The sequence below is a fragment of the Pseudomonas sp. PH1b genome, assembly GCF_000633395.1.
GTDB lineage: Bacteria > Pseudomonadota > Gammaproteobacteria > Pseudomonadales > Pseudomonadaceae > Aquipseudomonas.
In genome coordinates, this window is the sequence record NZ_AYMU01000009.1 from 269,198 (window position 1) to 293,304 (window position 24,107).

Below are 24,107 nucleotides of genomic sequence, written 5' to 3' on the forward strand. Positions count from 1 at the left end.
CGCTCGCCGCCCGGCCAATCCGGGCGGTGGCCTTTTATCGACTGGAGTGTCGAATGGACGTTATCCACGATTTCCCCCACCCGATCCGCGAGATCGAGCACTGCCTGATCCCTCTGCGGGACGGCACCCACCTGGCGGCGCGCATCTGGCTGCCGGCCGACGCCCGTGATGCAAAACCCTATCCGGCGATCCTCGAGTACCTGCCCTACCGCAAGCGCGACGGTACTGCGGTACGCGATGCACTGAGCCATCCGTGGATGGCCGGCCAGGGCTATGCCTGTGTGCGGGTGGACATGCGCGGCAACGGTGAATCCCAGGGCCTGATGGCCGACGAATACCTGCCCCAGGAACAGGAGGACGCCCTCCAAGTGCTGGACTGGCTCTGCGCCCAGCCCTGGTGCGACGGCAACCTGGGGATGATGGGCATTTCCTGGGGCGGCTTCAACAGCCTGCAGGTGGCGGCTCGCCAGCCTGCGGCGCTGAAAGCCATCATCACCCTGTGCTCCACCGATGATCGCTACGCCGACGATATCCATTACAAGGGCGGCAATCTGCTGATGGAGAACCAGGGCTGGGCCGCAACCATGCTCAACTTCAGCGCCGCAGCACCGGACCCGCTGCTGGTGGATGACTGGCAAGCCCTCTGGCAGCAGCGCCTGGACGCCATGCCGATGCTCGCCGAAACCTGGCTGCAGCATCAGACCCGCGACGCTTACTGGCGCCAGGGCTCGGTGTGCGAGGACTACGCGGCAATCAAGGCGGCGGTGTACTGCGTTGGCGGTTGGGGTGATGCCTACAAGAACACCGTGCCGCGGCTGATGCAGCACCTGAGCGCTCCCAAGAAGGCCATGCTCGGCCCCTGGATCCACAAGTACCCGCACTTCGCCGTGCCCAACCCGGCCATCGGGTTCCTGCAAGAGGCCAAGCGCTGGTGGGACCACTGGCTCAAGGGCATCGACAATGGCGTGATGGACGAACCGGCCTGTGCTTTCTACCTGCAAGACGCGGTCGCGCCCAAGGGCAGCTACGCCGAGCGCCCGGGCACCTGGGTGCAGACCGCAGGCTGGCCCGATCCCCAGGTGCAATGGCAGGACTTCAGCCTCGGCGACTCTGGGCTGCTGGCCGGCGAACAGGCCCTGGGCCAGGAGCGCAGCATCTGCTCGCCCCTGACCACCGGCCTGCACCAGGGCGAATACTGTGCCATCTGGTTCGGCCCGGACGGCCCCACCGACCAGCGCCGGGATGACGCCCACTCGCTGTGCTTCGACAGCCCGCCGCTGGACGCGCCACTGGCCCTGCTGGGGGATGTGCGCCTGGACCTGCGGCTGAAGTCGGACAAGCCTTGCGGGCAGATCGTCGCCCGGCTGAACGCCGTGGCACCGGATGGCCAAGTGGCGCAGATCACCTATGGCACCCTGAACCTCAACCTGCGGGACGACTTCGCCGTGGCCAACCCGCCAGTGCCCGGCGAACCCTTGCAGGTCCGCCTGAGCCTGGATCATGTCGGCTACCGCCTGCCCGCCGGCTATCGCCTGCGCCTGGCCCTGAGCACCGCAAGCTTCCCCCTGCTGTGGCCCAGCCGCGAGCTGGCCACCCTGACCCTGCTGCCCGAGCTGCAGAGCGTGCAACTGCCGGTGTTTACCGGCGAGGCGGTGGAGTGCCCGTTCGAGGCGCCGCAGAGCGCGCCACCGGCCAACCTGGAAATCATCCGCGCAGCGGCGCCCAAGCGCACCCTCAGCGAAGATGTGGGCAGCGGCGAAGTCTGTGTGCGCATCGACGATGACCTGGGCGCCATGCGTTTCCTCGATCACGGCCTGTGGGTCGACCAGCGTTGCACCGAGCAATACCGCACGCTGCCCTGGGACCCACTGTCGACCCGGGCAGACATCCAGTGGAGCTACCGCGTCGGCCGCGACGCATGGTCGGTAGAGGTGGACAGCCGGCTGCACCTGCACGCCGACGCCCAGTGGTTCTACCTGGAGGCCGAACAGGTGGCGCGTTGCGATGGCCAGCAGACCCATCAGCGCCAGTGGCAGCGACGGATCGCCCGATCCACCCTGTAAAGCGTGGCAGGATGCCCTATCTCTGAGACATGGCGGGCGGCTGAAGACAGCGCCCGCCCCCTGCAGTCGGGTACCCCTATGTCACGTCGAAACGTCGATCTCCCGCCCCTCAACTGCCTGCAGCCTTTCGAGGCGGTGGCCCGCCACCTGAGCTTTACCCGGGCCGCCCAGGAACTGAACCTGACCCAGAGCGCGGTGAGCCGCCAGATCAAGCGGCTGGAGGAAAACCTCGCGCGCCCGCTGTTCCACCGCCACAGCCTGGGCATCAGCCTGACCCCGGCCGGCGAGCGCTATTTTCGCACCATCCAGCGCCTGCTGCGGGAACTGGATCGCGAGTCTGCCGAGCTGCGCCGACGCGGCGCCGAACGCCAACTGACCCTGGCCAGCACCCCGACCATCAGCTCGATCTGGCTGGCGCGCCTGCTGCCGCATTTCCAGCACCTGTTCCCGGACCTGGACATCCGCATCCTGTGCAGCGAAAGCCCCTTGCACCTGGACGTCAGCGAGTACGACCTGGGGCTGTTCTATCACCTCGACGAACTGCCGGCGCCCCTGGGGCTGGAGCTGACCCCGGTGTTTGCCAGCGAACAGGTGATCAGCGTGTGCAGCCCGGACTACCTGAGCCGCAAGGGACCGATCCGCGACTCGCAGCACCTGCTGGAAGAACACCGCCTGCTGATCGTCGAAGACCACTATCACGACTGGCTGACCTGGGCCGACTGGTTCAGCGCGGTGGGCGCCACCTACCATTCGCCGCGACACGCCCTGCGCACCAACAGCTACCAGCTGCTGATGCAGTCGGCAGTCATGGGCCAGGGCGTGGCCCTGGGCTGGGAAAGCCTGCTGCAGGGGGAACTCGCCGCCGGGCGCCTGCAACGGGCGCTGCCCGATCGCATGCCCAGCCGCGGGCGGCTGAACCTGATGCAACCGCACCATCGCAATCCGCCACCGGCCGTCCGGCGCTTTCGCCAGTGGCTGCTGGACCACACCTCCCCTGCCAATGAAGCCGGTCCCTGACCGAACGTACCTGACGACCTCATGAACCTGACTCTGCTGACCTTTCCCGCGCTGTATTGCGCCACCATCCTGATGCTGACCGGCAACGGGTTGTTCTTCAGTTTTATCGGCCTGCGCCTGGCCAGTGACGGTGTCGACGAACTGTGGATCGGCGGCCTGACCGCCGCCTACTACGCCGGCATGGTCTGTGGCGCCAAGTTCGGCCACCAGATGATCGCCGCCGTCGGCCACATCCGCTCCTACGTGGCTTGTGCCGGTGCGGCCACCATGATTGTCCTGCTGCATGTGCTGTTCGAAGACCTGTGGCTGTGGCTGGTACTGCGCTTCATCACCGGCCTGGTGATGATGAACCAGTACATGGTGATCGAGAGCTGGCTCAACGAGCAGGCGGACAACAACCAGCGCGGCGCAGTATTCGCCGGCTACATGGTGGCGGTTTCCCTGGGCCTGATCCTCGGCCAGAGCGTATTGATCTGGCGCCCGGAACTGGACTTCAAGCCGCTGCTGATCGTCGCCCTGTGCTTTGCCGCCTGCCTGCTGCCAGTGGCCCTGACCCGACGCCTGCACCCGGCCAAGCTGGTGGCGGCTCCGTTGCAGATCGGTTTTTTCTGGCGGCGGGTGCCGCAAGCCTTGAGCACGGTATTCATCACCGGCCTGATGGTCGGCTCCTTCTACGCCCTGGCACCGGTGTTCATTACCCTGAGCGGCCTGGATGCGGCCCAGGCCGGCACCTTCGTCGCCGTGGCGATCCTTGCCGGGCTCTGCGGCCAGTGGCCGATCGGCTGGCTGTCGGACCGCATCGACCGTTCGCGGCTGATTCGTGCCTGCGCCTTGACCCTGTGCCTGGTGGCGATCCCTTTGTGGGGGCTGCTCGACCTGTCGTTCAGCGTATTGCTGTTGTTCGGTTTTCTCAGCGGCCTGCTGCTGTTCACCCTCTATCCGCTGGCGGTGGCCCTGGCCAACGACAACATCGAGCAGCCCCAGCGCGTGGCCCTGAGCGCCATGCTCCTGGCCACCCATGGCGTGGGCGCCTGCCTCGGGCCGCTGCTGTGCGGGGCACTGATGAAGCTTTACGGCCACAACGCCTTTTACCTGGTGTTTTCCCTGTGCGCCCTGCTGTTGGCCTGGCGGGTACAACCAAGTCGAGTCACCGGGGAGTTTCTGGTCGAGGGCGCGCCCTTGCAGCACGTGGCCATGCCCGAGCATCCGATCAGTGTGCTGGCCGCCACCCTGGACCCACGGGTCGACGAAGTGCCCGAGGAGTTAGTGATCAGCGAAGCGTCCCTGGAAGAACAGGCGCGTTGAGCAAGATCCGAGTGGGGCTGGGCGTCAGGCCGCTGGGAATCTCCTGCGGCGTCCTTTTCGGAGCAGAGGCGTGAACCTCAGGCTCCGAGGTTTCTGGAGCCCGCCCAAGCTGGCCACCAGACGCCCGGCGCCGTTATGACGAGCCGGTGCAGCGCACTTTCAGTGCGCCGCCCTGCACCAGGATGCCGCCATCCCGCAGGCTCTGGCCCCGCTCATCATCAACCTGGCCATTGCCTTGGCGGCCAAACCCTGCCGGTAGCCGCGAGACATGGGTTTTTCCAGGGCCCCGGGCGTTCTCGGAGGGCACCGCTCATTTGCCCGAAACCCCGGTGTCTGCTAGTGTCGCGCCGGTTTAACGTCAACCGGGATAGCCACCATGGCCCGCAAAAAAGCTGCCTTAGATTTCGAACAATCCCTCGCCGACCTGCAAACCCTGGTCGAGCGTCTGGAGAACGGCGAGCTGTCGCTGGAAGACTCGTTGACCGCCTTCGAACAAGGCATCGGCCTGACTCGCGACTGCCAGGCCGCCCTGGCCCAGGCCGAACAGAAAGTGCAGATCCTGCTGGAACGCGATGGCGAGCTGGCGGAACAGCCTTTCGACGCGGAACAAGCAGAATGATCAGCGCCTATCAGGCCGCCAGCCAGGCCCGCGTCGACGCAGCCATGCAATCCCTGTTCAGCGCCCCGAGCCCCGAGCTTGCCCGCCTCTATGAAGCCATGCGCTACAGCGTGATGAATGGCGGCAAGCGCGTGCGCCCGCTACTGGCCTATGCCGCCTGCGAGGCCCTCGGTGGCCAGCCGGAACAGGCCAATGGCGCCGCCTGTGCGGTGGAGCTGATTCACGCTTACTCCCTGGTGCACGACGACTTGCCGGCCATGGACGATGACGATCTGCGTCGTGGCCAGCCCACCACCCACAAAGCCTTCGATGAGGCCTGCGCGATCCTCGCCGGCGACGGCCTGCAGAGCCTGGCCTTCAGCGCCCTGCTGGACCCGAGCCTGAGCGACGCCAGTGCCGAGATCCGCCTGCGCATGGTCACCACCCTGGCCCAGGCCGCAGGCCCGGCGGGCATGGTCGGCGGTCAGGCCATCGACCTGGGCTCGGTAGGCCTCAAGCTCGATCAGCAAGCCCTGGAGTACATGCACCGGCACAAGACCGGTGCCTTGATCGAAGCCAGCGTCATCCTCGGTGCCCTGGCCAGCGGCCTGGCCGAGAAGGACGAGCTGAAATCCTTGCAGACCTATGCCCGGGCCATCGGCCTGGCGTTCCAGGTGCAGGACGACATCCTCGACGTCGAGAGCGATACCGCGACCCTGGGCAAGCGCCAGGGAGCCGACATTGCCAGGGACAAGCCTACCTACCCGGCCCTGCTGGGCCTGGAGGCTGCCAAGGACTACGCCCTGGAGCTGCGAGACCAGGCGCTGCATGCCCTGCGGCCGTTTGACGCAGCGGCAGAGCCGCTGCGCGAGCTGGCGCGGTATATCGTCGAGCGCCGCAGCTGATCGGCGGTCCCGCGACAGACCGCATATCGGCCAAGTTCGGCGCTCTGCGTGGGCAGCTTGCGATGCATAAGGTAAACTGCCGCCTCTTTCTATACCTATAACGATTCGCCTGATGCCCACGACGTTTCATGAGATTCCCCGCAAACGCCCGACCACGCCGCTGCTCGACCGTGCCCAGACGCCGGACGGCCTGCGCCGGTTAGGTGAAGCCGAGCTGGAAACCCTGGCCGATGAGTTGCGCCTGGAATTGCTCTACACGGTCGGCCAGACCGGTGGGCACTTCGGTGCCGGCCTCGGGGTCATCGAGCTGACCATCGCGTTGCATTACGTGTTCGACACCCCGGACGACCGGCTGGTGTGGGACGTGGGTCACCAGGCGTATCCGCACAAGATCCTCACCGGGCGCCGCGAGCAAATGGCCACCTTGCGCCAGAAGGACGGCCTGGCCGCCTTCCCTCGGCGCTCCGAGAGCGAGTACGACACCTTTGGCGTCGGCCACTCCAGCACGTCCATCAGTGCCGCCCTGGGCATGGCGATTGCCGCCCGCCTGCAGCACAGCGAGCGCAAGGCCATCGCGGTGATCGGCGACGGCGCCCTGACCGCGGGCATGGCCTTCGAGGCCCTGAACCACGCGCCGGAAGTGGACGCCAACATGCTGGTGATCCTCAACGACAACGACATGTCGATCTCGCGCAATGTCGGCGGCCTGTCCAACTACCTGGCCAAGATCCTCTCCAGCCGTACCTACGCCAGCATGCGCGAAGGCAGCAAGAAAGTACTGTCGCGCCTGCCTGGAGCCTGGGAGATCGCCCGTCGCACCGAAGAATATGCCAAGGGCATGCTGGTCCCCGGCACCCTGTTTGAAGAGCTGGGCTGGAACTACATCGGCCCCATCGACGGCCACGACCTGCCGACCCTGATCGCCACCCTGCGCAACATGCGTGACCTTAAAGGCCCGCAGTTCCTGCACGTGGTGACCAAGAAGGGCAAGGGCTTCGCTCCGGCGGAGGTCGACCCGATCGGCTACCACGCCATCACCAAGCTCGAACCCCTGGACGCTCCGGCGGCCGCACCGAAGAAGGCCGGCGGACCGAAGTATTCCGGGGTATTCGGCGAATGGCTGTGCGACATGGCCGCTGCCGACCCGCGCCTGGTGGGCATCACCCCGGCGATGAAGGAAGGCTCGGACCTGGTGGCCTTCAGCGAGCGCTTCCCGCTGCGCTACTTCGACGTGGCGATCGCCGAGCAGCACGCGGTGACCCTGGCGGCCGGCATGGCCTGCGAGGGCGCCAAGCCGGTGGTGGCGATCTATTCGACCTTCCTCCAGCGTGGCTATGACCAGCTGATCCACGATGTCGCGGTGCAGAACCTCGACGTGCTGTTTGCCATCGACCGCGCCGGCCTGGTGGGTGAAGACGGTCCGACCCACGCCGGCAGCTTCGACCTGTCCTACCTGCGTTGCATCCCCGGCATGCTGGTGATGACCCCGAGCGACGAGAACGAACTGCGCAAGATGCTCAGCACCGGCCACCTGTACAACGGCCCGGCCGCCGTGCGCTACCCGCGCGGCACCGGTCCCAATGCACCGATCGACAAAGACCTGGAGCCGATCGAGATCGGCAAGGGCGTGATCCGTCGCCAGGGCCGGCAAGTGGCGCTGCTGGTGTTTGGCGTGCAATTGGCCGAAGCCCTGCAAGTGGCCGAGAAACTCGATGCCACCGTGGTCGACATGCGCTTCGTCAAACCCCTGGACGAAGCCCTGGTGCGCGAGATTGCCGCCAGCCACGAACTGCTGGTGACCGTCGAAGAGAACGCCATCATGGGCGGCGCCGGCGGCGCGGTCAGCGAGTTCCTGGCTCGCGAAGGCCTCCTCAAGCCGATCCTGCACCTGGGCCTGCCAGACGCCTACGTCGAACACGCCAAGCCAGCGCAGATGCTTGCCGAATGCGGCCTCGACGAAGCCGGCATCGAAGCCTCGGTACGCCAGCGCCTACAGCTGCTGGGCCTGGCCTGACCCACAGCGGCTAGCTGTAGCCGCTGCTGCACGCCCGCCATGCGGGCGGTGCTTTCCAGCCGTCCCTTTCCCGGCCTCTCATACCTTGCGGCGAAGGCCGAGCCGCGCTAACGGAATAGCCATGAAACTTGCTCGCCTGGCCCTGCCGCTTTGCCTTCTGCCCTGCGCTGAACTCTTTGCCGACACCCCCGACCGTGATCAGGCGCTGAAACTGCCCGAGATGCTGATCAGCGCCAACCGCCAGGTCGAAGCGCGCAACGACAGCAGCGCCGCCAACACGGTGTTCACCCGGGAAGACATCGACCGCCTGCAACCCAGCAGCCTCACCGACCTGCTGCAACGGGTGCCCGGCGTGCAGATCGCACGCAGCGGTGGCCGCGGCAGCCTGCCGGGCATCTACCTGCGCGGCACCGGATCGGCCCAGAGCCTGGTGCTGGTGGATGGCCAGCGCATCAGCAGCTCATCGTCCGGCGACAGCAACCTGCAATACCTGAATGTCCAGCAGATCGAACGGGTGGAAGTGCTGCGCGGCTCACGCTCGGTGATCTATGGCAGCGACGCGATTGGCGGGGTGATCCAGATCTTCACCCGCCGCGGCGCCCAGCAAGGGCTGCAAGGGCGCATGCATGTGGGATTCGGCAGTAACCAGACCTAGGAGCGCAGCCTCGGCCTTTCCGGCGGTGATGAGCGTACCCGCTTCAGCCTTGGTGCCAGCCTGGATGAAACTGCCGGGATCGATTCGACCCGGGAGTCCTATCCCAGTGACAAGGACCATGACGCCTACCGCAATCAGTCTCTGAGCCTGAGCCTGAGCCACTCCTTCAATGAGGATGTGGAGGCGGGCCTGAACCTGCTGGACAACCGCGGGCGCAGCGAATACGACAGTCCTTTCGGGCGTTATGTCATGGCCACCGGGCGGAGCGTAGAACAGCAGCCCTATACCGACTTCACAGTCAGCAGTGTCAGCAGCTTTATTGATGCGCGGCTCAACGAGCACTGGCAATCGCGCGTGGAAATCGGCCACGCCGAGAATCGTGACTTCAAGCACGACAAGCTCAGCGACGAACGTGCCGCGTTCAATACCTACCGGGATTCGCTGAACTGGCAAAATGACCTGACTCTGGACGAGCACAACAGCCTGATCCTGGGTGCCGACTGGTACGAGGACCGGGTCAATGCCAGCACCGCCTACGATGAGGACAGCCGCTGGAACCGAGCGGCCTTTATCCAGCATCGCTTCCAGGGCGACAGCTTCTCCACTGAGCTGGGGCTGCGCCGCGACCAGAACCAGCAATATGGCAGCCAGAACACCTGGAGCGGCACCTTCACCCTGCCGCTGAACCCGGACAATGATGTACTGCTGTCCTACAGCGAAGGCTTCCGCGCCCCCACCTTCACGGACCTGTATTACCCGGAGAACGGCAACCCCAACCTCAAGCCCGAACACTCCAAGAGTTATGAGCTGCAATGGCGCAGCCAGCTGACGGCAAGCAGCCGCCTGGAAACCTCGCTGTATCGCACCGACATCGACCAGGCGATTCTCTACAACAATGAAGTACGGCACCCGGAGAACATCGCCTCTGCTCGCATCAATGGTTTTGAAGCGACGTTGAAACAGGAACTGTTCGGCTGGCAGAGCAATCTGGGGCTGGCGATGATCGATCCCCGTGATCGCAAGACCGGGAAAACCCTACAACAACGAGCGCGCCGAACCCTGAGCCTCGACCTGGATCGGCGCTTCGATCGCCTCGCCCTGGGGGCTAGCTGGCAGGCCGTAAGCAGCAGTTACGGGGAGAGGGACAACAAAAAGCGCCTGGGTGGGTATGGACTGCTGGGCCTGCGCAGCAGCTGGACACTGACCTCCGAGGTGGAGCTGTCGCTGAAAGTCGACAATGCCCTGGACAAGACCTATGCCCGCACGCGGTACAGCCACTTGGACCCAGGCTTTCAGAACAACCACAACTACCGCGAAGAAGGCCGCACCTGGATGCTCGGCGTGACCTGGACGCCTGAGCTGTAAGGTCCGCCGCCTTCGCTGGCAAGCCAGCTCCTACACCGACCCCGTAGGAGCCGGCTCGCCGGCGAAGGGGCTCAGCGCTCAGGCGCGAGCAGCGCACACAACTTGGCGGTTGCCGCGATCATCTGCCCGCTGGGCCGTTCCAGGCCCTTGTCGTTTACCAGCAACAACCGCCCCTGCTGCACTGCCGCAATCTGCGGCCAGGCTTTCCAGGCATCCAGCTGCCCCTGGGCGGTGGCGAGGATCGCCTGCGGATTGCGCTGCAACACCGACTCGATACTGACCTGAGGCGCCGGCAATGGCTGCTCGGCAAACACGTTGCGGGCACCGCAGACGCTCAAGGCGTCACTGATGATCTGCCCACCGCCCACGGTGTACAGCGGCTGGTCCCAGACTTGATAGAACACGGCCAAGGGGGGCTCGCGGTGATAGCGCGCGCGCAACCGACTCAATTGCCGACTCAACTGCGTCGCTAGTTGCTGCCCAGCTGCAGGCCGCCCCAGACGCTCGCCGAGCTCGGCGATCTGCGCAATCAGTTGCTGAAGGTCATGGGGTTCGGCGACGTAGATGGCAATCCCCAGGCGTGACAGCTGTTCGCGCTGGGCCGGGCCCACACTGCCCGGCCAGAGCAGCAGCAAGTCGGGCTTGAGACTGAGCAGCCGCTCCATATCCAATTGGCCATAGCGTCCCACCGAAGGCAGACCGGCGATCTGTGGCGGGCGCTCGCCGGCATCCAGCACGCCGACCAGCAGCTCGGCGGCGCCTAACTCCACAACGATTTCCGAGAGCGATGGCGCCAGGCTAATCACCCGCGGTGCCGCCAGGGCGGGCACGCTGGCCAGCAGGCACAGGAGCGCCAGCCAACGCAGCATCAGGCGAGTTGACGCGGGATACGGTAAAGGTAGAACAGCACTGCGCTGGACAGCGCCAGCAGCATGAGCGGCACGGCTTCCAGGCCGACGAATACCGCCAGGGCACCGATCCAGGCCGGCAACGAGGCTGCCAGGAAAGCCGCGCGACGCCGAGCTGCCAGGGTGATCCAGGCAGCCGGCTCTTCAGGGGTGTCGAGGGCTTTACCGGTGGCGATCAAGGCATGCTTGTAGCCGTTGAAGAAACGCAGGCTGACGAACATCGAGGCCGTGCCGGCGATAAAGAACGGCATCGCCAGCACCGGCATGATCGCTTCGCCCTTACCGAACACCGCATTGATCACGAACAAAGGCAGCAAGGCCAACGCCAGGTATTGCCACCAGCTGACGGTCAGGCGCCGCCGTACTTGACCCCGAGTCACGCGCGGTCGACCTCGCCCTGATGCTCGTTGCCCATCATGTGGTCGAGCTTGCTGGCCTTGGTCGCCAGGTAGAGCTTGTTGTGAGGGTTATGCCCGGTGTGCAGCGGCACGCGCTCGGCCACCTGGATGCCCATCTCGGTCAAGGCCCTGACCTTGCGCGGGTTGTTGGTCATCAGGCGCAGGGACCTGACCCCCAGGTGCTCGAGCATCGGCAGGCACATGGCGTAGTCACGCTGGTCGGCGGCAAAGCCCAGGCGCTCATTGGCTTCCACGGTATCGGCGCCGCCATCTTGCAGCTCATAGGCCCGGACCTTGTTCAGCAAGCCGATGCCGCGGCCTTCCTGGCGCAGGTAAAGAATGACGCCGCGCCCTTCTCGGGCCACGGCCTGCATGGCCGCTTCCAGTTGCGAACCGCAGTCGCAGCGCTGGCTGAACAAGGCATCGCCGGTCAGGCATTCGGAGTGCAGACGGCCGAGCACCGGCGCGCCGTCGGCAATATCGCCGAGGCTGAGCACGACGTGCTCGCGGCCGGTGGCTTCATCGAGAAAACCATGCATGGTGAATTGCGCAAAAGGCGTAGGCAGCTTGCAAGCGGCAACAAAAACGACGGGCACTGTTGTGCTCCTGATCTGTATGAGGGCTCAAGATTCGTAGAGGCGGCATTGTAACAGCAGCCTCCACTGGGTGCTTAGGCTGAATTATCGGAGATAAAGATCGATAAGTTTGATCAACGGACCGCCGGTTGCGGCTCTCCGTCAAACGGATAGGGCTGCTTCCAGCGCAGAAAGATCGGGCGCAGGCTGCCGCTTTTCACCAACTGTTCCATGCGCTGGTCGTACAGGGAAAGCAGGGCACGGCCCCGGGGCGTGTCGGCGAACCCCAGGTACAGTGGCAGCTCGGTCAGGTGGGTACGCTTGAACTGGGCCGGGTCCCGGGCCTGGCCGAGCACGTAGTCGATCTCGGTCCGGGCATCGATGTAGTAGTCGGCACGGCTGTACAGCAACATCGGCAGGATGCCGACCCGGCGCCGGATCTCGTTGTAGCGCTGAACATTGGGCAGGTAGTCCTGGTATTTGTAGCCACGCACCCAGACCAGCCGGTAACTGCCCAGGGTTGCCAGGGTCAGCTCGGGATTGCTCGCCAGGCCCAATGAGTAGATATGGTCGGTGTCGTAGTTCCATTGCGGGTAGAGCACCCCGGGGGACTCGTCACGATAAGCCCCGACCTGGGCGTCCACTTCACCGCGCTGTACCAGGCCGACCGAGCGGGTGTAGGGCATGCTGCTGCGCTCGACCCGGACGCCCTGCACCTCGAAGACCTCCCGCAGGATGTCCCAGGCCAGGCCTTCGCCATCGGCTTCGGTGTACTGGCTCCACTCTTCACTGGCAATGCGGATCTGCTGGGGCAGTAGCGGCTGCTCGCCGGCCTGGGCGCCAAGAGCGTTCCAGAAAACCAGCAATACCAGCAGCCCGCGGCTGACACCCATGCCTGTCTCCTCAGCTAAAACACCACACCAGGCCTTGCATCGACAACCAGGCAAACACCCCGGCCAATACGTCGTCGAGCATGATGCCGACCCCTCCGTGGACTTGCCGGTCGACCCAGCGGATCGGCCACGGCTTGAGAATGTCGAAGAAGCGAAACACCAGGAACCCCGCCAGCAGCCAGTACCAGCCCTCGGGCACCAGCCACAGGGTGATCCACATGCCGACCATTTCGTCCCAGACGATGCCTTCGTGATCATGCACCCGCAGATCGTCGGCGACCTTGCCGCACAGCCAGAAGCCGAACAGCATGGTCACGCCGAGCATCAGCCAGTAGCCCCAGTCCGGCAGCATCTGCCACAGCGGGATAAAGGGTAGCGCAACCAGCGAACCCCAGGTGCCCGGTGCCTTGGGCAAGGTGCCGGAGCCAAAGCCGAACGCGAGGAAATGCCAGGGATTGCGCCAGACCGACGGCGGGACGAACTCCGCCGGGACCTGTTTGGGATGATCTGTCACGGTGTCTCCGCAAAGTGTTGATAACCCCGGGTACCGGGGGTGATGTCCTGCCCGTCGGCATCCCGCAGGGTAACCCCCTGCCCGGCCACGACCCGTCCCACCACATGCACCGGCCAGCCCGCCGCCAACAAGGGCGCCAGCTCGGCCGGGGGCAAGGTGAAGGCCAGTACATAGTCGTCGCCACCACTCAAGGCCGCGGTGCGAGCCTCTTGCCGGCCGAGGAAGCTCAGCAAGGCTGGCGACAGGGGCAACTGCTCGACGTCCACCTGCAAGGCGACTGCCGACGCAGCAGCGATGTGCCCGCAGTCGGCCAGCAGGCCGTCGGAGATATCCAGGGCCGCACTGGCCTTGCCGCGCAGGGCCTGGCCCATGGCCAGCTGCGGCTGCGGCGACCAGTAATGGGCCAGCAGGGGATCGGCCACCGCCGGTTCGGCATCGCGCTGCCCCAGCACCAGGGGCAAGGCACCGGCGGCATTGCCCAGCTCGCCGCCGACACACAGCAGGTCGCCCGCCCGAGCACCGCTACGGGTCAAGGCCTGCCCTGCCGGGACACGCCCGAACACGGTCAGGGTCAGGGTTAGCGGGCCGCGAGTGGTATCGCCACCAATCAGGCGCACGCCACAGCTCTGGGCCATGGCGTTCAAACCACGGGCGTAGGCCTGCAGCCAATCGGCACTGATCGTCGGCAGGGTCAGGGCAAGGGTAAAGGCCAGGGGCGTGGCGCCCATGGCGGCCAGGTCGCTGACGGCCACCGCCAGGGAACGTTGGCCAAGAAGAAAGGGGTCGCAGGGGTCGGCGAAATGCACGCCGGCCACCAGGGTGTCGGTGGAAACGGCCAACTGCTCCCCGGGAGGAACAGCCAGCAAGGCACAGTCGTCGCCGATCCCCAGGGCAACACCCTCGCCGCCTTGCGCACAGGGCGCGGCAGCGAAGAAGTTGCGGATCAGCTCAAACTCGCCCATGGCAGCTGCAAGCGCGGATCAGCGCTTGAACGCCTTCACTTCAGCTTCACGCAGGCGCGGGGCCAGTTTGTCGAGCACACCGTTGACGAACTTGTGGCCATCGGTGGAACCGAAGACCTTGGCCAGTTCGATACCCTCGTTGATCACCACGCGGTACGGCACGTCGACGCGCTTGAGCAGCTCCCAGGTGGACAGGCGCAGAACCGCCAGCTCAACCGGGTCCAGTTCGTCGATGGCCAGGTCCAGGCAAGGCACGAGGGCGTTGTCGATCTCGTTCTTGTTGGCCGGAACCCCGTGCAGGATTTCACGGAAGTAGGCACCGTCGACGTCGGTGAAATCGTTGTCGACCCGGAACTGCGCTTCGATCTCGTTCAGCGAATGCTTGGCCATGTGCCATTGGTACAGCGCCTGGGTCGCGAGCTGACGGGCTTCACGACGCTTGGCGCTCTTGGATGGCTTGCCGGCATCCGCAGGCTTGGGATCGCGCGGGTTGAAACGATCGCTATCGTCGCTAATCACTTGGCCTCCAACTGCGCCAGCAGGCTGACCATTTCCAGGGCGGACAAGGCAGCTTCAGCCCCTTTGTTGCCGGCCTTGGTGCCGGAACGCTCGATGGCTTGTTCGATCGAGTCCACGGTCAGTACGCCGAAGGCCACTGGCACGCCGAACTCCATGGACACCTGGGCCAGGCCCTTGGTGCACTCGCCCGCCACGTATTCGAAGTGCGGAGTACCGCCACGAATGACCGCGCCCAGGGCGACGATCGCCGCGAACTCACCCTTCTGTGCAACTTTCTGCGCAACCAACGGAATTTCGAAGGCGCCAGGTGCACGGATGATGGTGATATCGCTTTCGCTCACACCGTGGCGAACCAGGGCGTCAACCGCGCCGCTGACCAGGCTTTCGACGACAAAGCTGTTGAAACGGCCGACCACCAGGGCATAGCGGCCTTTAGGGGCGATGAAGGTACCTTCGATGGTCTTCAGGGTCATTCGACAAATCTCTTAAAGAGCCAGAGCGTGTCTAGTACACGCTCTTCAGTGATATTTGAACCGCGAATTTCAAGCCACAAACGACCGGCTTTTATTCGGAGGGCACGTATTCTACAACTTCCAGGTCGAAACCGGATATCGCATTAAACTTCATCGGCGCACTCATCAGGCGCATTTTGCGTACGCCCAGGTCGCGGAGGATCTGCGAACCGGCACCGACAATGCTGTAGGTGGTCGGTTTCTTCGCCGGCTGCTGGTCGGCCGTCTCGCGAATATGTGCCAGCAGCACGTCACCATCCAGTGGGTGACCGAGCAACAGCACCACGCCGCTGCCCGCCTCGGCCACGGTGGCCATGGCCGCCCGCAGGCTCCAGCGGCCCGGCTGCTTGACCATCAGCAGGTCGCGCAGCGGGTCCATGTTGTGCACCCGCACCAGGGTCGGTTCTTCGGCACAGATCTCGCCCAGGGTCAGGGCCATGTGCACGTCGCCTTCCACCGAATCACGATAGGTCACCAGGTTGAACTGGCCCAGTTCGCTGTCCAGGGGCTGCTCGGCAATCCGCTGAACGGTACGTTCGTGGATCATCCGGTAGTGAATCAGGTCGGCAATGGTGCCGATCTTGATGTTGTGCTCGGCGGCGAAGGTTTCCAGCTCGGCGCGACGGGACATGGTGCCGTCGTCGTTCATCACTTCGCAGATCACCCCGCTCGGCTCGAACCCGGCCATGCGCGCCAGGTCGCAGGCGGCTTCGGTGTGGCCGGCGCGGGCCAGGGTGCCACCCGGCTGGGCCATCAGCGGGAAGATGTGGCCCGGGCTGACGATGTCCTCGGCCTTGGCGTCCTTGGCGGCGGCCGCTTGCACGGTGCGCGCCCGGTCGGCGGCGGAGATGCCGGTGGTCACGCCTTCGGTGGCCTCGATGGACACGGTGAACTTGGTACCAAAGCCCGAACCGTTGCGCGGCGCCATCAGCGGCAGCTTCAGCAGCTCGCAACGCTCGCGGCTCATGGGCATGCAGATCAGGCCCCGGGCGTGCTTGGCCATGAAGTTGATGTGCTCGGGCTTGCAGCACTCGGCGGCCATGATCAGGTCGCCTTCGTTCTCGCGGTCTTCGTCATCCATGAGGATGACCATCTTGCCTTGGCGGATGTCTTCAACCAGTTCTTCGATGCTGTTGAGCGCCACTCGGCACCCCCTTGGGTCAGGATTTGAGATAGCCGTTAGCGGCCAGAAAACTTTCGGTGATGGTGCCGCCCGTGGCCTCGGCCGCCTTGTCGCCCAGCAGCAGGCGCTCCAGGTAGCGTGCCAGCAGGTCGACCTCGAGGTTGACCTGCCGACCCGGCCGGTAGTCGGCCATGATGGTTTCCGCCAGGGTGTGGGGCACGATGGTCAGCTCGAACTCGGCACCGTTCACCGCGTTGACCGTCAGGCTGGTGCCGTCGACGGTGATCGAGCCTTTATGGGCGATGTACTTGGCCAGCTCCTTGGGGGCACGGATGCGGAACTGGATGGCCCGGGCATTTTCTTCCCGCGCCACGACTTCACCGACACCATCGACATGGCCGCTGACCAGGTGACCGCCCAGGCGGGTGGTCGGGGTCAGGGCCTTTTCCAGGTTGACCCGGCTACCGGCCTTCAACTGATGGAACGCGGTGCAGTCCAGGGTCTCGCGGCTGACATCGGCCCAGAAACCATCGCCCGGCAGCTCGACGGCGGTCAGGCAGACGCCGTTCACCGCAATGCTGTCGCCCAGTTTGACGTCGGCCAGATCAAGCTTGCCGGTTTCTACATAGACCCGTACATCTCCGCCTTTTGGGGTCAATGCGCGAATGCTGCCGATGGATTCGATGATGCCGGTGAACATGGAGTCCTCCTCGAGAACAGGGCCGCCGGGTAGGCGAAAGTCGGGAATTATACGCTCGCTGGCGGGGCCGGGATGGCAGTGACTCGCCAGTCATCGCCCACCGCACGCATTTCAATGATCTTGAGCAAGGGCGCCTCGCTCATCTGCGCCAGCGGCCAGTCCAGCAACGGCCGGGCCGAGGAACCGAGGAACTTGCCGGCGATGAAGATCTGGTACTCGTCCACCAGGCCCTGCTGGGCAAAGGCGCCGGCCAGTCGCGGGCCGGCTTCCACCAGCACTTCGTTGACGCCACGGGCGGCCAGCTCCAGCAGCAGGCGGCGCAAGTCCACCTGGCCGTCGGGGCCGGGCACGATCAGGCACTCCGGACCGTTGGCGTATTGCTCTTCCACTGCCGCGCAGGTGGCCACCAAGGCCGGACCAGCCTTGAAGAACGGCGCATCGAGGGGCACCCGCAGGCGGCCATCGATCAGCACTCGCAGCGGTGGACGGCTCATGGCCAGCGCCGTCTGCTCGGCGTCCAGCCCCAGCTCGGCAGCACGTACCGTCAACCGGGCGTCATCCGCCAGTACCGTATCGGCGCCGGTCAGCACCACGCTGGCTTCGGCCCGCAGGCGCTGCACCGCGGAACGTGCGGCAGGCCCGGTGATCCACTGGCTCTCGCCACTGGCCATGGCGGTACGACCGTCCAGGCTCATGGCCAGCTTGACCCGCACATAGGGCAGGCCCTGTTCCATGCGTTTCAGGAAGCCCTTGTTGATCGCGCGGGCCTCAGCCTCCAGCACTCCGCTGTGAGTGGCGATGCCGGCCTGGGCCAGGCGTTGCAGGCCACGCCCGGCGACTTCCGGGTTGGGGTCCTGCATGGCCGCCACCACCCGCGCCACTCCGGCATTCACCAGGGCATCGGCGCACGGCGGGGTGCGGCCATGGTGGCTGCAGGGTTCCAGGGTCACATAGGCGGTGGCGCCTCGGGCCAGGTCGCCGGCGGCGCGCAGCGCATGCACTTCGGCATGGGGCTCGCCAGCCCGGACATGCCAGCCTTCGCCCACCACCTGGCCGTCGCGCACGATGACGCAACCGACACGGGGATTGGGATGGGTGCTGTACAGCCCCTGGCGCGCCAGCTCCAGGGCCCGGGCCATGTAGTGCGCATCGAGTACCGCTTGTTCCGCAGGCTGGCTCATTGCTTGACCGGCTCGCGGGCGAGACGGTCGATCTCTTCGCGAAATTCGTTGAGGTCCTGGAAGCGCCGGTAGACCGAGGCAAAGCGGATGTAGGCGACTTCATCGAGCTTCTGCAGCTCGGTCATCACCAGTTCACCCACGACCAGGGACTTGACTTCCCGCTCGCCGGTGGCCCGCAGCTTGTGCTTGATGTGCACCAGAGCCGCCTCCAGGCGCTCGACGCTCACCGGGCGTTTTTCCAGGGCGCGCTGCATACCGGCGCGCAGTTTTTCTTCGTCGAAGGGCTGACGGCTGCCGTCAGTCTTGATCAGGCGCGGCAACACCAGTTCGGCGGTTTCGAAGGTGGTGAAACGCTCACCACAGGCCAGGCATTCACGCCGGCGGCGCACCTGTTCGCCCTCGGCGACCAGACGCGAGTCGATGACCTTGGTGTCGTTGGCACCGCAGAAGGGACAGTGCATGGTGGCAGGCAACAAAAAAAGGGAGGGCCATGGTAGCGCATCCCACTGGCAAGACAAGCCATAGCCTTTACGGTATACAGACCGACTATTATGTTTCGCACACGGAAATTCGCCTTGTTGGAGCTTCAGATGCCGCTCAGACCGCTTGTTTTGCTCAGTCTTGTCAGCCTGCTGGTCGCTTGCAGCAGCGATGCTCCAAAACCTGCGGCCCCCGCCTCTGCCCCGCAGCAGAGCGTGAAAAAAAACCAGGAACCCGCCGACCTCGGCCCGTTGCCAGCCTATCAGCGCGAGCTGAGCGGTACCCTCGACGGCATACCGGCCGGTGCCGACGTCGAGCTGGCGCTGTTAGTGATCGATGAACGCGGGCGTCCGCAACGCCTCCTGGCCAGCAGCAACCTGACCGGCACTAACCAGGCCCTGCCGTTTCGCCTGCGCTTCGCTCCCGAAGCCTTCCCGGCCGGCGCCCGGGTCGAACTGCGCGGTCGTGCCAGCCAGTCCGGCCAGTTGATCCTGCATCTGCCGGCACAGCGCATCGCCCAGCCCACCACCCAGGCCGTGGGACAACTGCAATTCGTCAAAGCCCCATGAATGTACCGCTCGACCTGCAAGACGCCCTCAGCGAATTGCTGGGGGACGCGCAGCTGGTAGCTTGTGAGCTACCCGAGACCACGCTGAAACTCTGGCTGATCGACGCCGACAACATGGACCGCGCCTTCACCCCGGAAGAGACCCGGCGCATCCTCCACGAGCCGCCCTACTGGAGTTTCTGCTGGGCCAGCGGCCTGGCCATGGCCCGCTACCTGGCGGAGCATCCGCACTGGGTGCAGGGCAAACGCGTCCTGGATTTCGGGGCCGGCTCCGGCGTGGCGGCGATTGCCGCGGCCAAGGCCGGTGCCCTGGAAGTGGTGGCCTGCGACCTCGACCCACTGGCCATTGCCGCCTGCCGGGCCAATGCGCAGCTCAACGGCGTCGAACTCAGCTATTCCACGGATTTTTTCGCCGAGGCCGATCGCTTCGACCTGATCCTGGTGGCGGACGTATTGTATGACCGGGCCAACCTGCCGCTGCTGGACGAGTTCCTCAGCCGTGGCCGCGAAGCCCTGGTGGCGGACTCCCGGGTCAGGGACTTCCAGCACCCGCTGTACCAGCGCCTGCAAGTGCTCAATGCCCTGACCCTGCCGGACCTGGCAGAGCCCTGGGAATTTCGCAACGTGAGCCTGTATCACGCCCAGCGATCAAACGCTGCCGTAGCGCCTGCCGTAGCGGCGATGGCGATCCACCCCGACCAGCCTTTATAGTGGCTCCATTGCCGCTTACTCGAGATACCCCATGAGTCAGGAAACGCCGTACATCTTCGACGCCCACACCGCTGATTTCGACCAGTCGGTGATCGAGAACTCCTTCCACAAACCGGTCCTGGTGGACTTCTGGGCCGAGTGGTGTGCCCCCTGCAAAGCGCTGATGCCGATGCTGCAACAGATCGCCGAGAGCTATCAGGGCGAGTTGCTGCTGGCCAAGGTCAACTGCGATATCGAACAGGACATCGTCGCCCGCTTCGGCATCCGCAGCCTGCCCACCGTGGTGCTGTTCAAGGACGGCCAGCCGGTGGACGGCTTCGCCGGCGCGCAGCCTGAATCGGCGGTGCGAGCCATGCTCGAACCCCATGTGCAAATGCCGCCACCACCCGCCGCCGATCCACTGGAACAGGCCGAAGCGCTGTTCGCTGAAGGGCGTATCGGTGATGCCGAAGCCCTCCTCAAAGTGCTGCTGGGTGAAGACAACAGCAATGCCAAGGCACTGATCCTGTATGCCCGCTGCCTGGCCGAACGCGGCGAACTGAGTGAAGCCCAGACCGTGCTCGACGCGGTCAAGAGCGATGAGCACAAGGCCGCCCTGGCTGGCGCCAAGGCGCAGATCACCTTTCTCAAGCAGGCGGCGGACCTGCCGGATGCCGCAGAGCTCAAGGCGCGCCTGGCCAAGGACCCGCTGGACGATGAGGCGCTGTACCAGCTGTCAATCCAGCAACTGGCGCGCCAGCAATACGAAGCAGCGCTGGAAGCCCTGCTGAAACTCTTCATGCGCAACCGCAGCTACAACGAAGGCATAGCCCACAAGACCCTGCTGCAGGTATTCGACCTGCTGGGCAATGATCACCCGCTGGTGACCGCCTACCGCCGCAAACTGTTCGCCGCGCTGTACTGAGCCTGATGCGCCAGCGCTGGTGTAGGTGCTGGCTTGTGTAGGAGCTGGCTTGCCAGCGAATGCGCTCTGACAGACAGAGCCCTTTCGCCAGCAAGTTGGCTCCTACAGGATTACTGTACCCAGCTGTAGAGCGGCGTATCGGCGCCGCTGACCACCTTGACCTCGGCGCAGTGGCGCAAGCGCACCAGCAATCGCTTGCCCGCCGCCGCGCTACCGGTCAGCCCCTCCAACTGTTCCAGCAACTGCGGCCCGCTGATCTGGCCCGCCTTGCGCAACAGATCCTTGGCGGTCTGCCACAGGGCATCGTCCTGGCTGGCCGGCCTGGCCGTCGGCGCCGCCGCTTCAGGTTTGGCCGCCTGCAACTGCGCCGCCAGTTGTGCCCAGTCGCCCTCGTCCAGCTCCAGGGTCAAATCCACCGGCCAATCGCCGATGCTTCCACGAATCCGCAACATGAGAGTGCTCCCGATTTTTCTGACGAGCATGCTCCCACCCGTCTTGCGCAACGCCAAGCGGGCAGTCAAACTCCGCCGAGCATTGTTATAAGATCACATAACATTTATTTCATCTTCACCCGGAGACTTGCCATGCGTCGTCTGCTATTCGCCCTGCCGTTCGCCCTGCTGCCGCTGGCCGCTGCCCAGACGGCGCTAGCCCATGAGCATGAACATGAACACGGCAGCCTCGGCGCCCACGAACATGGCGTTGCCCGACTCAACGCCGTACTCGACGGCCAGGCCCTGGAGCTGGAGTTGGAAAGCCCGGCGATGAACCTGGTCGGTTTCGAGCACGCCCCCAGTACCGACGCCGACAAGGCCAAGGTCGCTGCCGCCCGCGCCCAGCTGGAACAGCCCCTGGTGCTGTTCAGCCTGCCCAAGGCCGCCGCTTGCGTCGTGAGCAAACAGGAGCTGGAAAGCCCGCTGTTCGGCGACAAGCCCGAGGCCGACGAGCATGACCATGACGACCACGACGAAGATGCCAAGGGCGCCGATGGCCATGAGCATCACCACGAACACAGCGAAATTCACGCCCACTACCAGTTCACCTGCGCCAAACCGGACGCCTTGAGCAACCTCGACCTGGGGACAATCTTCAAGACCTTCCCCGCCACCCAGAAAATTCAGGTACAACTCATTTCGCCCAGTGGCCAGCAAGGTGTCGAAGCCACCGCCAAGGCCGCCAGCCTGAAATTCTGAGCGCCGTCCCCTGTAGCCGCAGCCTCCGGCAGCGGCTGCAAAACCCACTCCATGATCGGCTCGACATGACCCAAGCACTTATCGAACTGTCCGACCTGAGCTTCAACTGGCCCGGTCACCCACAGTTGCTGGATATCCCGGCCTTTCGCCTGGAAGCCGGTGAGACGCTGTTTCTCAAAGGCCCCAGCGGCAGTGGCAAGACCACTCTCCTGGGGCTGCTGGGGGGTGTACAGAAGCCCAGCCAGGGCAGCATCCGCCTGCTGGGCCAGGAACTGACCGAGCTGTCTGCCGGGGCCCGCGATCGTTTTCGCGTGAATCACACCGGCTACATCTTCCAACAGTTCAACCTGCTGCCGTTTCTCTCGGTGCGCGAGAACGTCGAACTGCCCTGCCACTTCTCCAGGCTGCGGGCCAGCCGCGCCGCCGAGCGCCACGGCAGCGTCGACCGGGCTGCGGCCACCCTGCTGGCTCACCTGGGCCTGAAGGACCCCGAGCTGCTCAAGCGCCGCGCCGACTCGCTGTCCATCGGTCAGCAACAGCGGGTCGCCGCGGCCCGGGCGCTGATCGGCCAACCGGAGCTGGTGATCGCCGACGAGCCGACCTCGGCCCTCGATCATGACGCTCGGGGGGCCTTCCTTCAGTTGCTCTTCGCCGAGTGCCGCGAGGCTGGGGCCAGCCTGCTGTTCGTCAGCCATGACCAGAGCCTGGCGCCATTGTTCGATCGCAACCTGTCGCTGGCCGAACTCAATCGCGCCGCCAAGCCTGCAGAGGTCTGAGATGTATCTGTTCCGTCTAGCCATGGCCAGCCTAGCTAACCGCCGCTTCACGGCGATCCTCACGGCCTTCGCCATTGCCCTCTCGGTCTGCCTGCTGCTGGCGGTGGAGCGGGTGCGCACCGAAGCCCGAGCCAGCTTCGCCAGCACCATCAGCGGTACCGACCTGATCGTCGGCGCCCGCTCCGGCTCGGTGAACCTGCTGCTGTATTCGGTGTTTCGCATCGGCAACGCCACCAACAACATTCGCTGGGACAGCTTCGAACACTTTGCCAACAACCCGAAGGTGAAATGGGCGATCCCGATTTCCCTGGGCGACTCCCATCGCGGCTACCGGGTGATGGGCACCACCGACGCCTACTTCCAGCACTACCAGTACGGCCGCCAGCAGAACCTGCAACTGGCCGTGGGCCGGGCCTTCGCCACGGATCCCTTCGAGGTGGTACTCGGGGCCGAAGTGGCCGACGCCCTGCACTACAAGCTGGGGGACCAACTGGTGCTGGCCCACGGCGTGGCAGCCATCAGCCTGGTCAAGCACGACGACAAGCCCTTCACCGTGGTCGGCATCCTCAAGCGCACCGGCACTCCGGTGGACCGCACCCTGCATATCAGCCTGGGCGGCATGGAGGCGATCCACATCGACTGGCACAACGGCGTGCCCGCCCGTGGCGACGGCCGCATCAGCGCCGACCAGGCCCGCAACATGGACCTGACGCCCCAGGCCATCACGGCCTTCATGCTCGGCCTCAACAGCAAGATCTCGACCTTCGCCCTGCAACGGGAGATCAACGAATTTCGCGGCGAGCCCATGCTGGCGATCCTTCCCGGGGTCGCCCTGCAGGAGCTCTGGAGCCTGATGGGCACCGCCGAAAAGGCCTTGTTCGTGGTCTCGCTGTTCGTGGTCCTGACCGGCCTGATCGGCATGCTCACGGCCATTCTCACCAGCCTCAATGAACGTCGCCGGGAGATGGCCATTCTGCGTTCGGTGGGCGCCCGTCCCTGGCACATCGCGACCCTGCTGGTACTGGAGGCGTTCGCCCTGGCGCTGTTCGGCGTGCTGGCCGGGCTCGGCCTGCTGTACCTGGGCATCGCCCTGGCCCAGGGCTACGTGCAGTCGACCTACGGCCTGTACCTGCCCCTGGCCTGGCCGAGCCAGTATGAGTGGACGCTGCTGGGCGGTATCCTGATTGCCGCGCTGCTGATGGGCAGCGTGCCGGCCTGGCGTGCCTACCGGCAATCCCTGGCCGATGGCCTGTCGATTCGTTTATGAG

At 65.1% G+C, this 24,107-nt stretch carries 24 protein-coding genes and 2 pseudogenes; 13 read left to right on the forward strand and 13 right to left on the reverse strand.

The window, feature by feature from the left end:
* The first annotated feature begins 53 nt into the window (after positions 1-53).
* The 7 genes and pseudogenes from U873_RS0116720 (at position 54) to U873_RS34400 (ending at position 9,922) form a co-directional block, all read left to right on the forward strand.
* Complete coding sequence (locus U873_RS0116720) at positions 54-2,063, forward strand: CocE/NonD family hydrolase (protein WP_025129350.1); 2,010 nt, start codon at positions 54-56, stop codon at positions 2,061-2,063.
* Positions 2,064-2,141: 78 nt separating this feature from the next.
* Positions 2,142-3,080 (forward strand): LysR substrate-binding domain-containing protein, encoded by a 939-nt coding sequence (locus U873_RS0116725; RefSeq protein WP_025129351.1) that lies wholly within the window; start codon positions 2,142-2,144, stop codon positions 3,078-3,080.
* A gap of 21 nt (positions 3,081-3,101) precedes the next feature.
* A complete protein-coding gene (locus U873_RS0116730; RefSeq protein ID WP_025129352.1) occupies positions 3,102-4,385 on the forward strand; it encodes an MFS transporter in 1,284 nt (427 codons plus the stop codon).
* Between the two features lie 376 nt (positions 4,386-4,761).
* Positions 4,762-5,004 (forward strand): exodeoxyribonuclease VII small subunit, encoded by a 243-nt coding sequence (locus U873_RS0116740; RefSeq protein WP_025129353.1) that lies wholly within the window; start codon positions 4,762-4,764, stop codon positions 5,002-5,004.
* A complete protein-coding gene (gene ispA / locus U873_RS0116745; RefSeq protein WP_025129354.1) occupies positions 5,001-5,888 on the forward strand; it encodes a (2E,6E)-farnesyl diphosphate synthase in 888 nt (295 codons plus the stop codon). Before U873_RS0116740 ends, ispA begins: the two co-directional genes overlap by 4 nt.
* Positions 5,889-6,000: 112 nt before the next feature.
* Entirely contained in the window at positions 6,001-7,902 is a 1,902-nt protein-coding gene (dxs, locus tag U873_RS0116750; protein WP_025129355.1) for a 1-deoxy-D-xylulose-5-phosphate synthase, read from the forward strand.
* A 121-nt stretch (positions 7,903-8,023) separates the two neighbouring features.
* Positions 8,024-9,922, forward strand: a pseudogene (locus U873_RS34400) (TonB-dependent receptor domain-containing protein).
* Positions 9,923-9,993: 71 nt separating this feature from the next.
* Here the strand turns inward: U873_RS34400 and U873_RS0116760 are convergent.
* The 12 genes from U873_RS0116760 to nrdR all read right to left on the reverse strand — a co-directional run bounded on the left by U873_RS0116760 (position 9,994) and on the right by nrdR (position 18,668).
* Positions 9,994-10,791: a cobalamin-binding protein gene (locus U873_RS0116760; protein ID WP_025129356.1), complete on the reverse strand. Its 798-nt coding sequence runs from the start codon at positions 10,789-10,791 to the stop codon at positions 9,994-9,996.
* Positions 10,791-11,210 carry a hypothetical protein gene (locus U873_RS0116765; protein ID WP_025129357.1) on the reverse strand — a complete coding sequence of 140 codons (420 nt, stop codon included), beginning with the start codon at positions 11,208-11,210 and terminating at the stop codon, positions 10,791-10,793. The genes U873_RS0116760 and U873_RS0116765 overlap by 1 nt, the downstream gene beginning before the upstream one ends.
* Complete coding sequence (ribA, locus tag U873_RS0116770) at positions 11,207-11,824, reverse strand: GTP cyclohydrolase II (protein ID WP_025129358.1); 618 nt, start codon at positions 11,822-11,824, stop codon at positions 11,207-11,209. Before ribA ends, U873_RS0116765 begins: the two co-directional genes overlap by 4 nt.
* A gap of 113 nt (positions 11,825-11,937) precedes the next feature.
* Positions 11,938-12,696, reverse strand: coding sequence for an ABC transporter substrate-binding protein (locus U873_RS0116775; RefSeq protein ID WP_025129359.1), 759 nt, complete (start codon positions 12,694-12,696; stop codon positions 11,938-11,940).
* 10 nt (positions 12,697-12,706) lie between these two features.
* On the reverse strand, positions 12,707-13,210 hold the full coding sequence (locus U873_RS0116780) for a phosphatidylglycerophosphatase A (protein WP_025129360.1): 504 nt from the start codon (positions 13,208-13,210) through the stop codon (positions 12,707-12,709).
* Positions 13,207-14,172, reverse strand: a complete 966-nt coding sequence (thiL, locus tag U873_RS0116785) for a thiamine-phosphate kinase (RefSeq protein WP_025129361.1) — start codon at positions 14,170-14,172, stop codon at positions 13,207-13,209. Before thiL ends, U873_RS0116780 begins: the two co-directional genes overlap by 4 nt.
* An 18-nt stretch (positions 14,173-14,190) precedes the next feature.
* A complete protein-coding gene (gene nusB, locus U873_RS0116790; RefSeq protein WP_025129362.1) occupies positions 14,191-14,691 on the reverse strand; it encodes a transcription antitermination factor NusB in 501 nt (166 codons plus the stop codon).
* The gene (ribE, locus tag U873_RS0116795) at positions 14,688-15,164 is read right to left on the reverse strand and encodes a 6,7-dimethyl-8-ribityllumazine synthase (RefSeq protein WP_011063735.1); all 477 of its coding nucleotides are present in this window, start codon (positions 15,162-15,164) and stop codon (positions 14,688-14,690) included. Before ribE ends, nusB begins: the two co-directional genes overlap by 4 nt.
* Positions 15,165-15,255: 91 nt before the next feature.
* Positions 15,256-16,347 (reverse strand): bifunctional 3,4-dihydroxy-2-butanone-4-phosphate synthase/GTP cyclohydrolase II, encoded by a 1,092-nt coding sequence (gene ribBA, locus U873_RS0116800; protein WP_025129363.1) that lies wholly within the window; start codon positions 16,345-16,347, stop codon positions 15,256-15,258.
* A 16-nt stretch (positions 16,348-16,363) separates the two neighbouring features.
* Complete coding sequence (locus U873_RS0116805; protein ID WP_011063737.1) at positions 16,364-17,026, reverse strand: riboflavin synthase; 663 nt, start codon at positions 17,024-17,026, stop codon at positions 16,364-16,366.
* Positions 17,027-17,073: 47 nt separating this feature from the next.
* Positions 17,074-18,207 (reverse strand): bifunctional diaminohydroxyphosphoribosylaminopyrimidine deaminase/5-amino-6-(5-phosphoribosylamino)uracil reductase RibD, encoded by a 1,134-nt coding sequence (gene ribD / locus U873_RS0116810; protein ID WP_025129364.1) that lies wholly within the window; start codon positions 18,205-18,207, stop codon positions 17,074-17,076.
* On the reverse strand, positions 18,204-18,668 hold the full coding sequence (gene nrdR / locus U873_RS0116815) for a transcriptional regulator NrdR (RefSeq protein ID WP_025129365.1): 465 nt from the start codon (positions 18,666-18,668) through the stop codon (positions 18,204-18,206). The genes ribD and nrdR overlap by 4 nt, the downstream gene beginning before the upstream one ends.
* Positions 18,669-18,797: 129 nt before the next feature.
* Between nrdR and U873_RS0116820 the strand changes: the two genes are divergently transcribed.
* The 3 genes and pseudogenes from U873_RS0116820 to trxA all read left to right on the forward strand — a co-directional run bounded on the left by U873_RS0116820 (position 18,798) and on the right by trxA (position 20,870).
* Entirely contained in the window at positions 18,798-19,256 is a 459-nt protein-coding gene (locus U873_RS0116820; RefSeq protein ID WP_025129366.1) for a hypothetical protein, read from the forward strand.
* A pseudogene (locus U873_RS0116825) lies at positions 19,253-19,903 on the forward strand (methyltransferase); the annotation flags it as partial. The gene U873_RS0116820 and the pseudogene U873_RS0116825, both read left to right, overlap by 4 nt.
* Positions 19,904-19,997: 94 nt before the next feature.
* Positions 19,998-20,870 (forward strand): thioredoxin, encoded by an 873-nt coding sequence (gene trxA, locus U873_RS0116830; RefSeq protein WP_025129368.1) that lies wholly within the window; start codon positions 19,998-20,000, stop codon positions 20,868-20,870.
* 110 nt (positions 20,871-20,980) lie between these two features.
* On the opposite strand, the gene U873_RS0116835 is transcribed toward trxA, so the two are convergent.
* Entirely contained in the window at positions 20,981-21,322 is a 342-nt protein-coding gene (locus U873_RS0116835) for a hypothetical protein (protein WP_025129369.1), read from the reverse strand.
* Between the two features lie 132 nt (positions 21,323-21,454).
* On the opposite strand from U873_RS0116835, the gene U873_RS0116840 reads away from it, so the two are divergent.
* From U873_RS0116840 to U873_RS0116850, 3 genes are all read left to right on the forward strand, one after another.
* Positions 21,455-22,063, forward strand: coding sequence for a DUF2796 domain-containing protein (locus U873_RS0116840; RefSeq protein ID WP_025129370.1), 609 nt, complete (start codon positions 21,455-21,457; stop codon positions 22,061-22,063).
* 65 nt (positions 22,064-22,128) lie between these two features.
* Complete coding sequence (locus tag U873_RS0116845) at positions 22,129-22,839, forward strand: ABC transporter ATP-binding protein (protein ID WP_025129371.1); 711 nt, start codon at positions 22,129-22,131, stop codon at positions 22,837-22,839.
* A 1-nt stretch (position 22,840) separates the two neighbouring features.
* Positions 22,841-24,106: an ABC transporter permease gene (locus U873_RS0116850; RefSeq protein ID WP_025129372.1), complete on the forward strand. Its 1,266-nt coding sequence runs from the start codon at positions 22,841-22,843 to the stop codon at positions 24,104-24,106.
* Position 24,107: the final 1 nt, after the last annotated feature.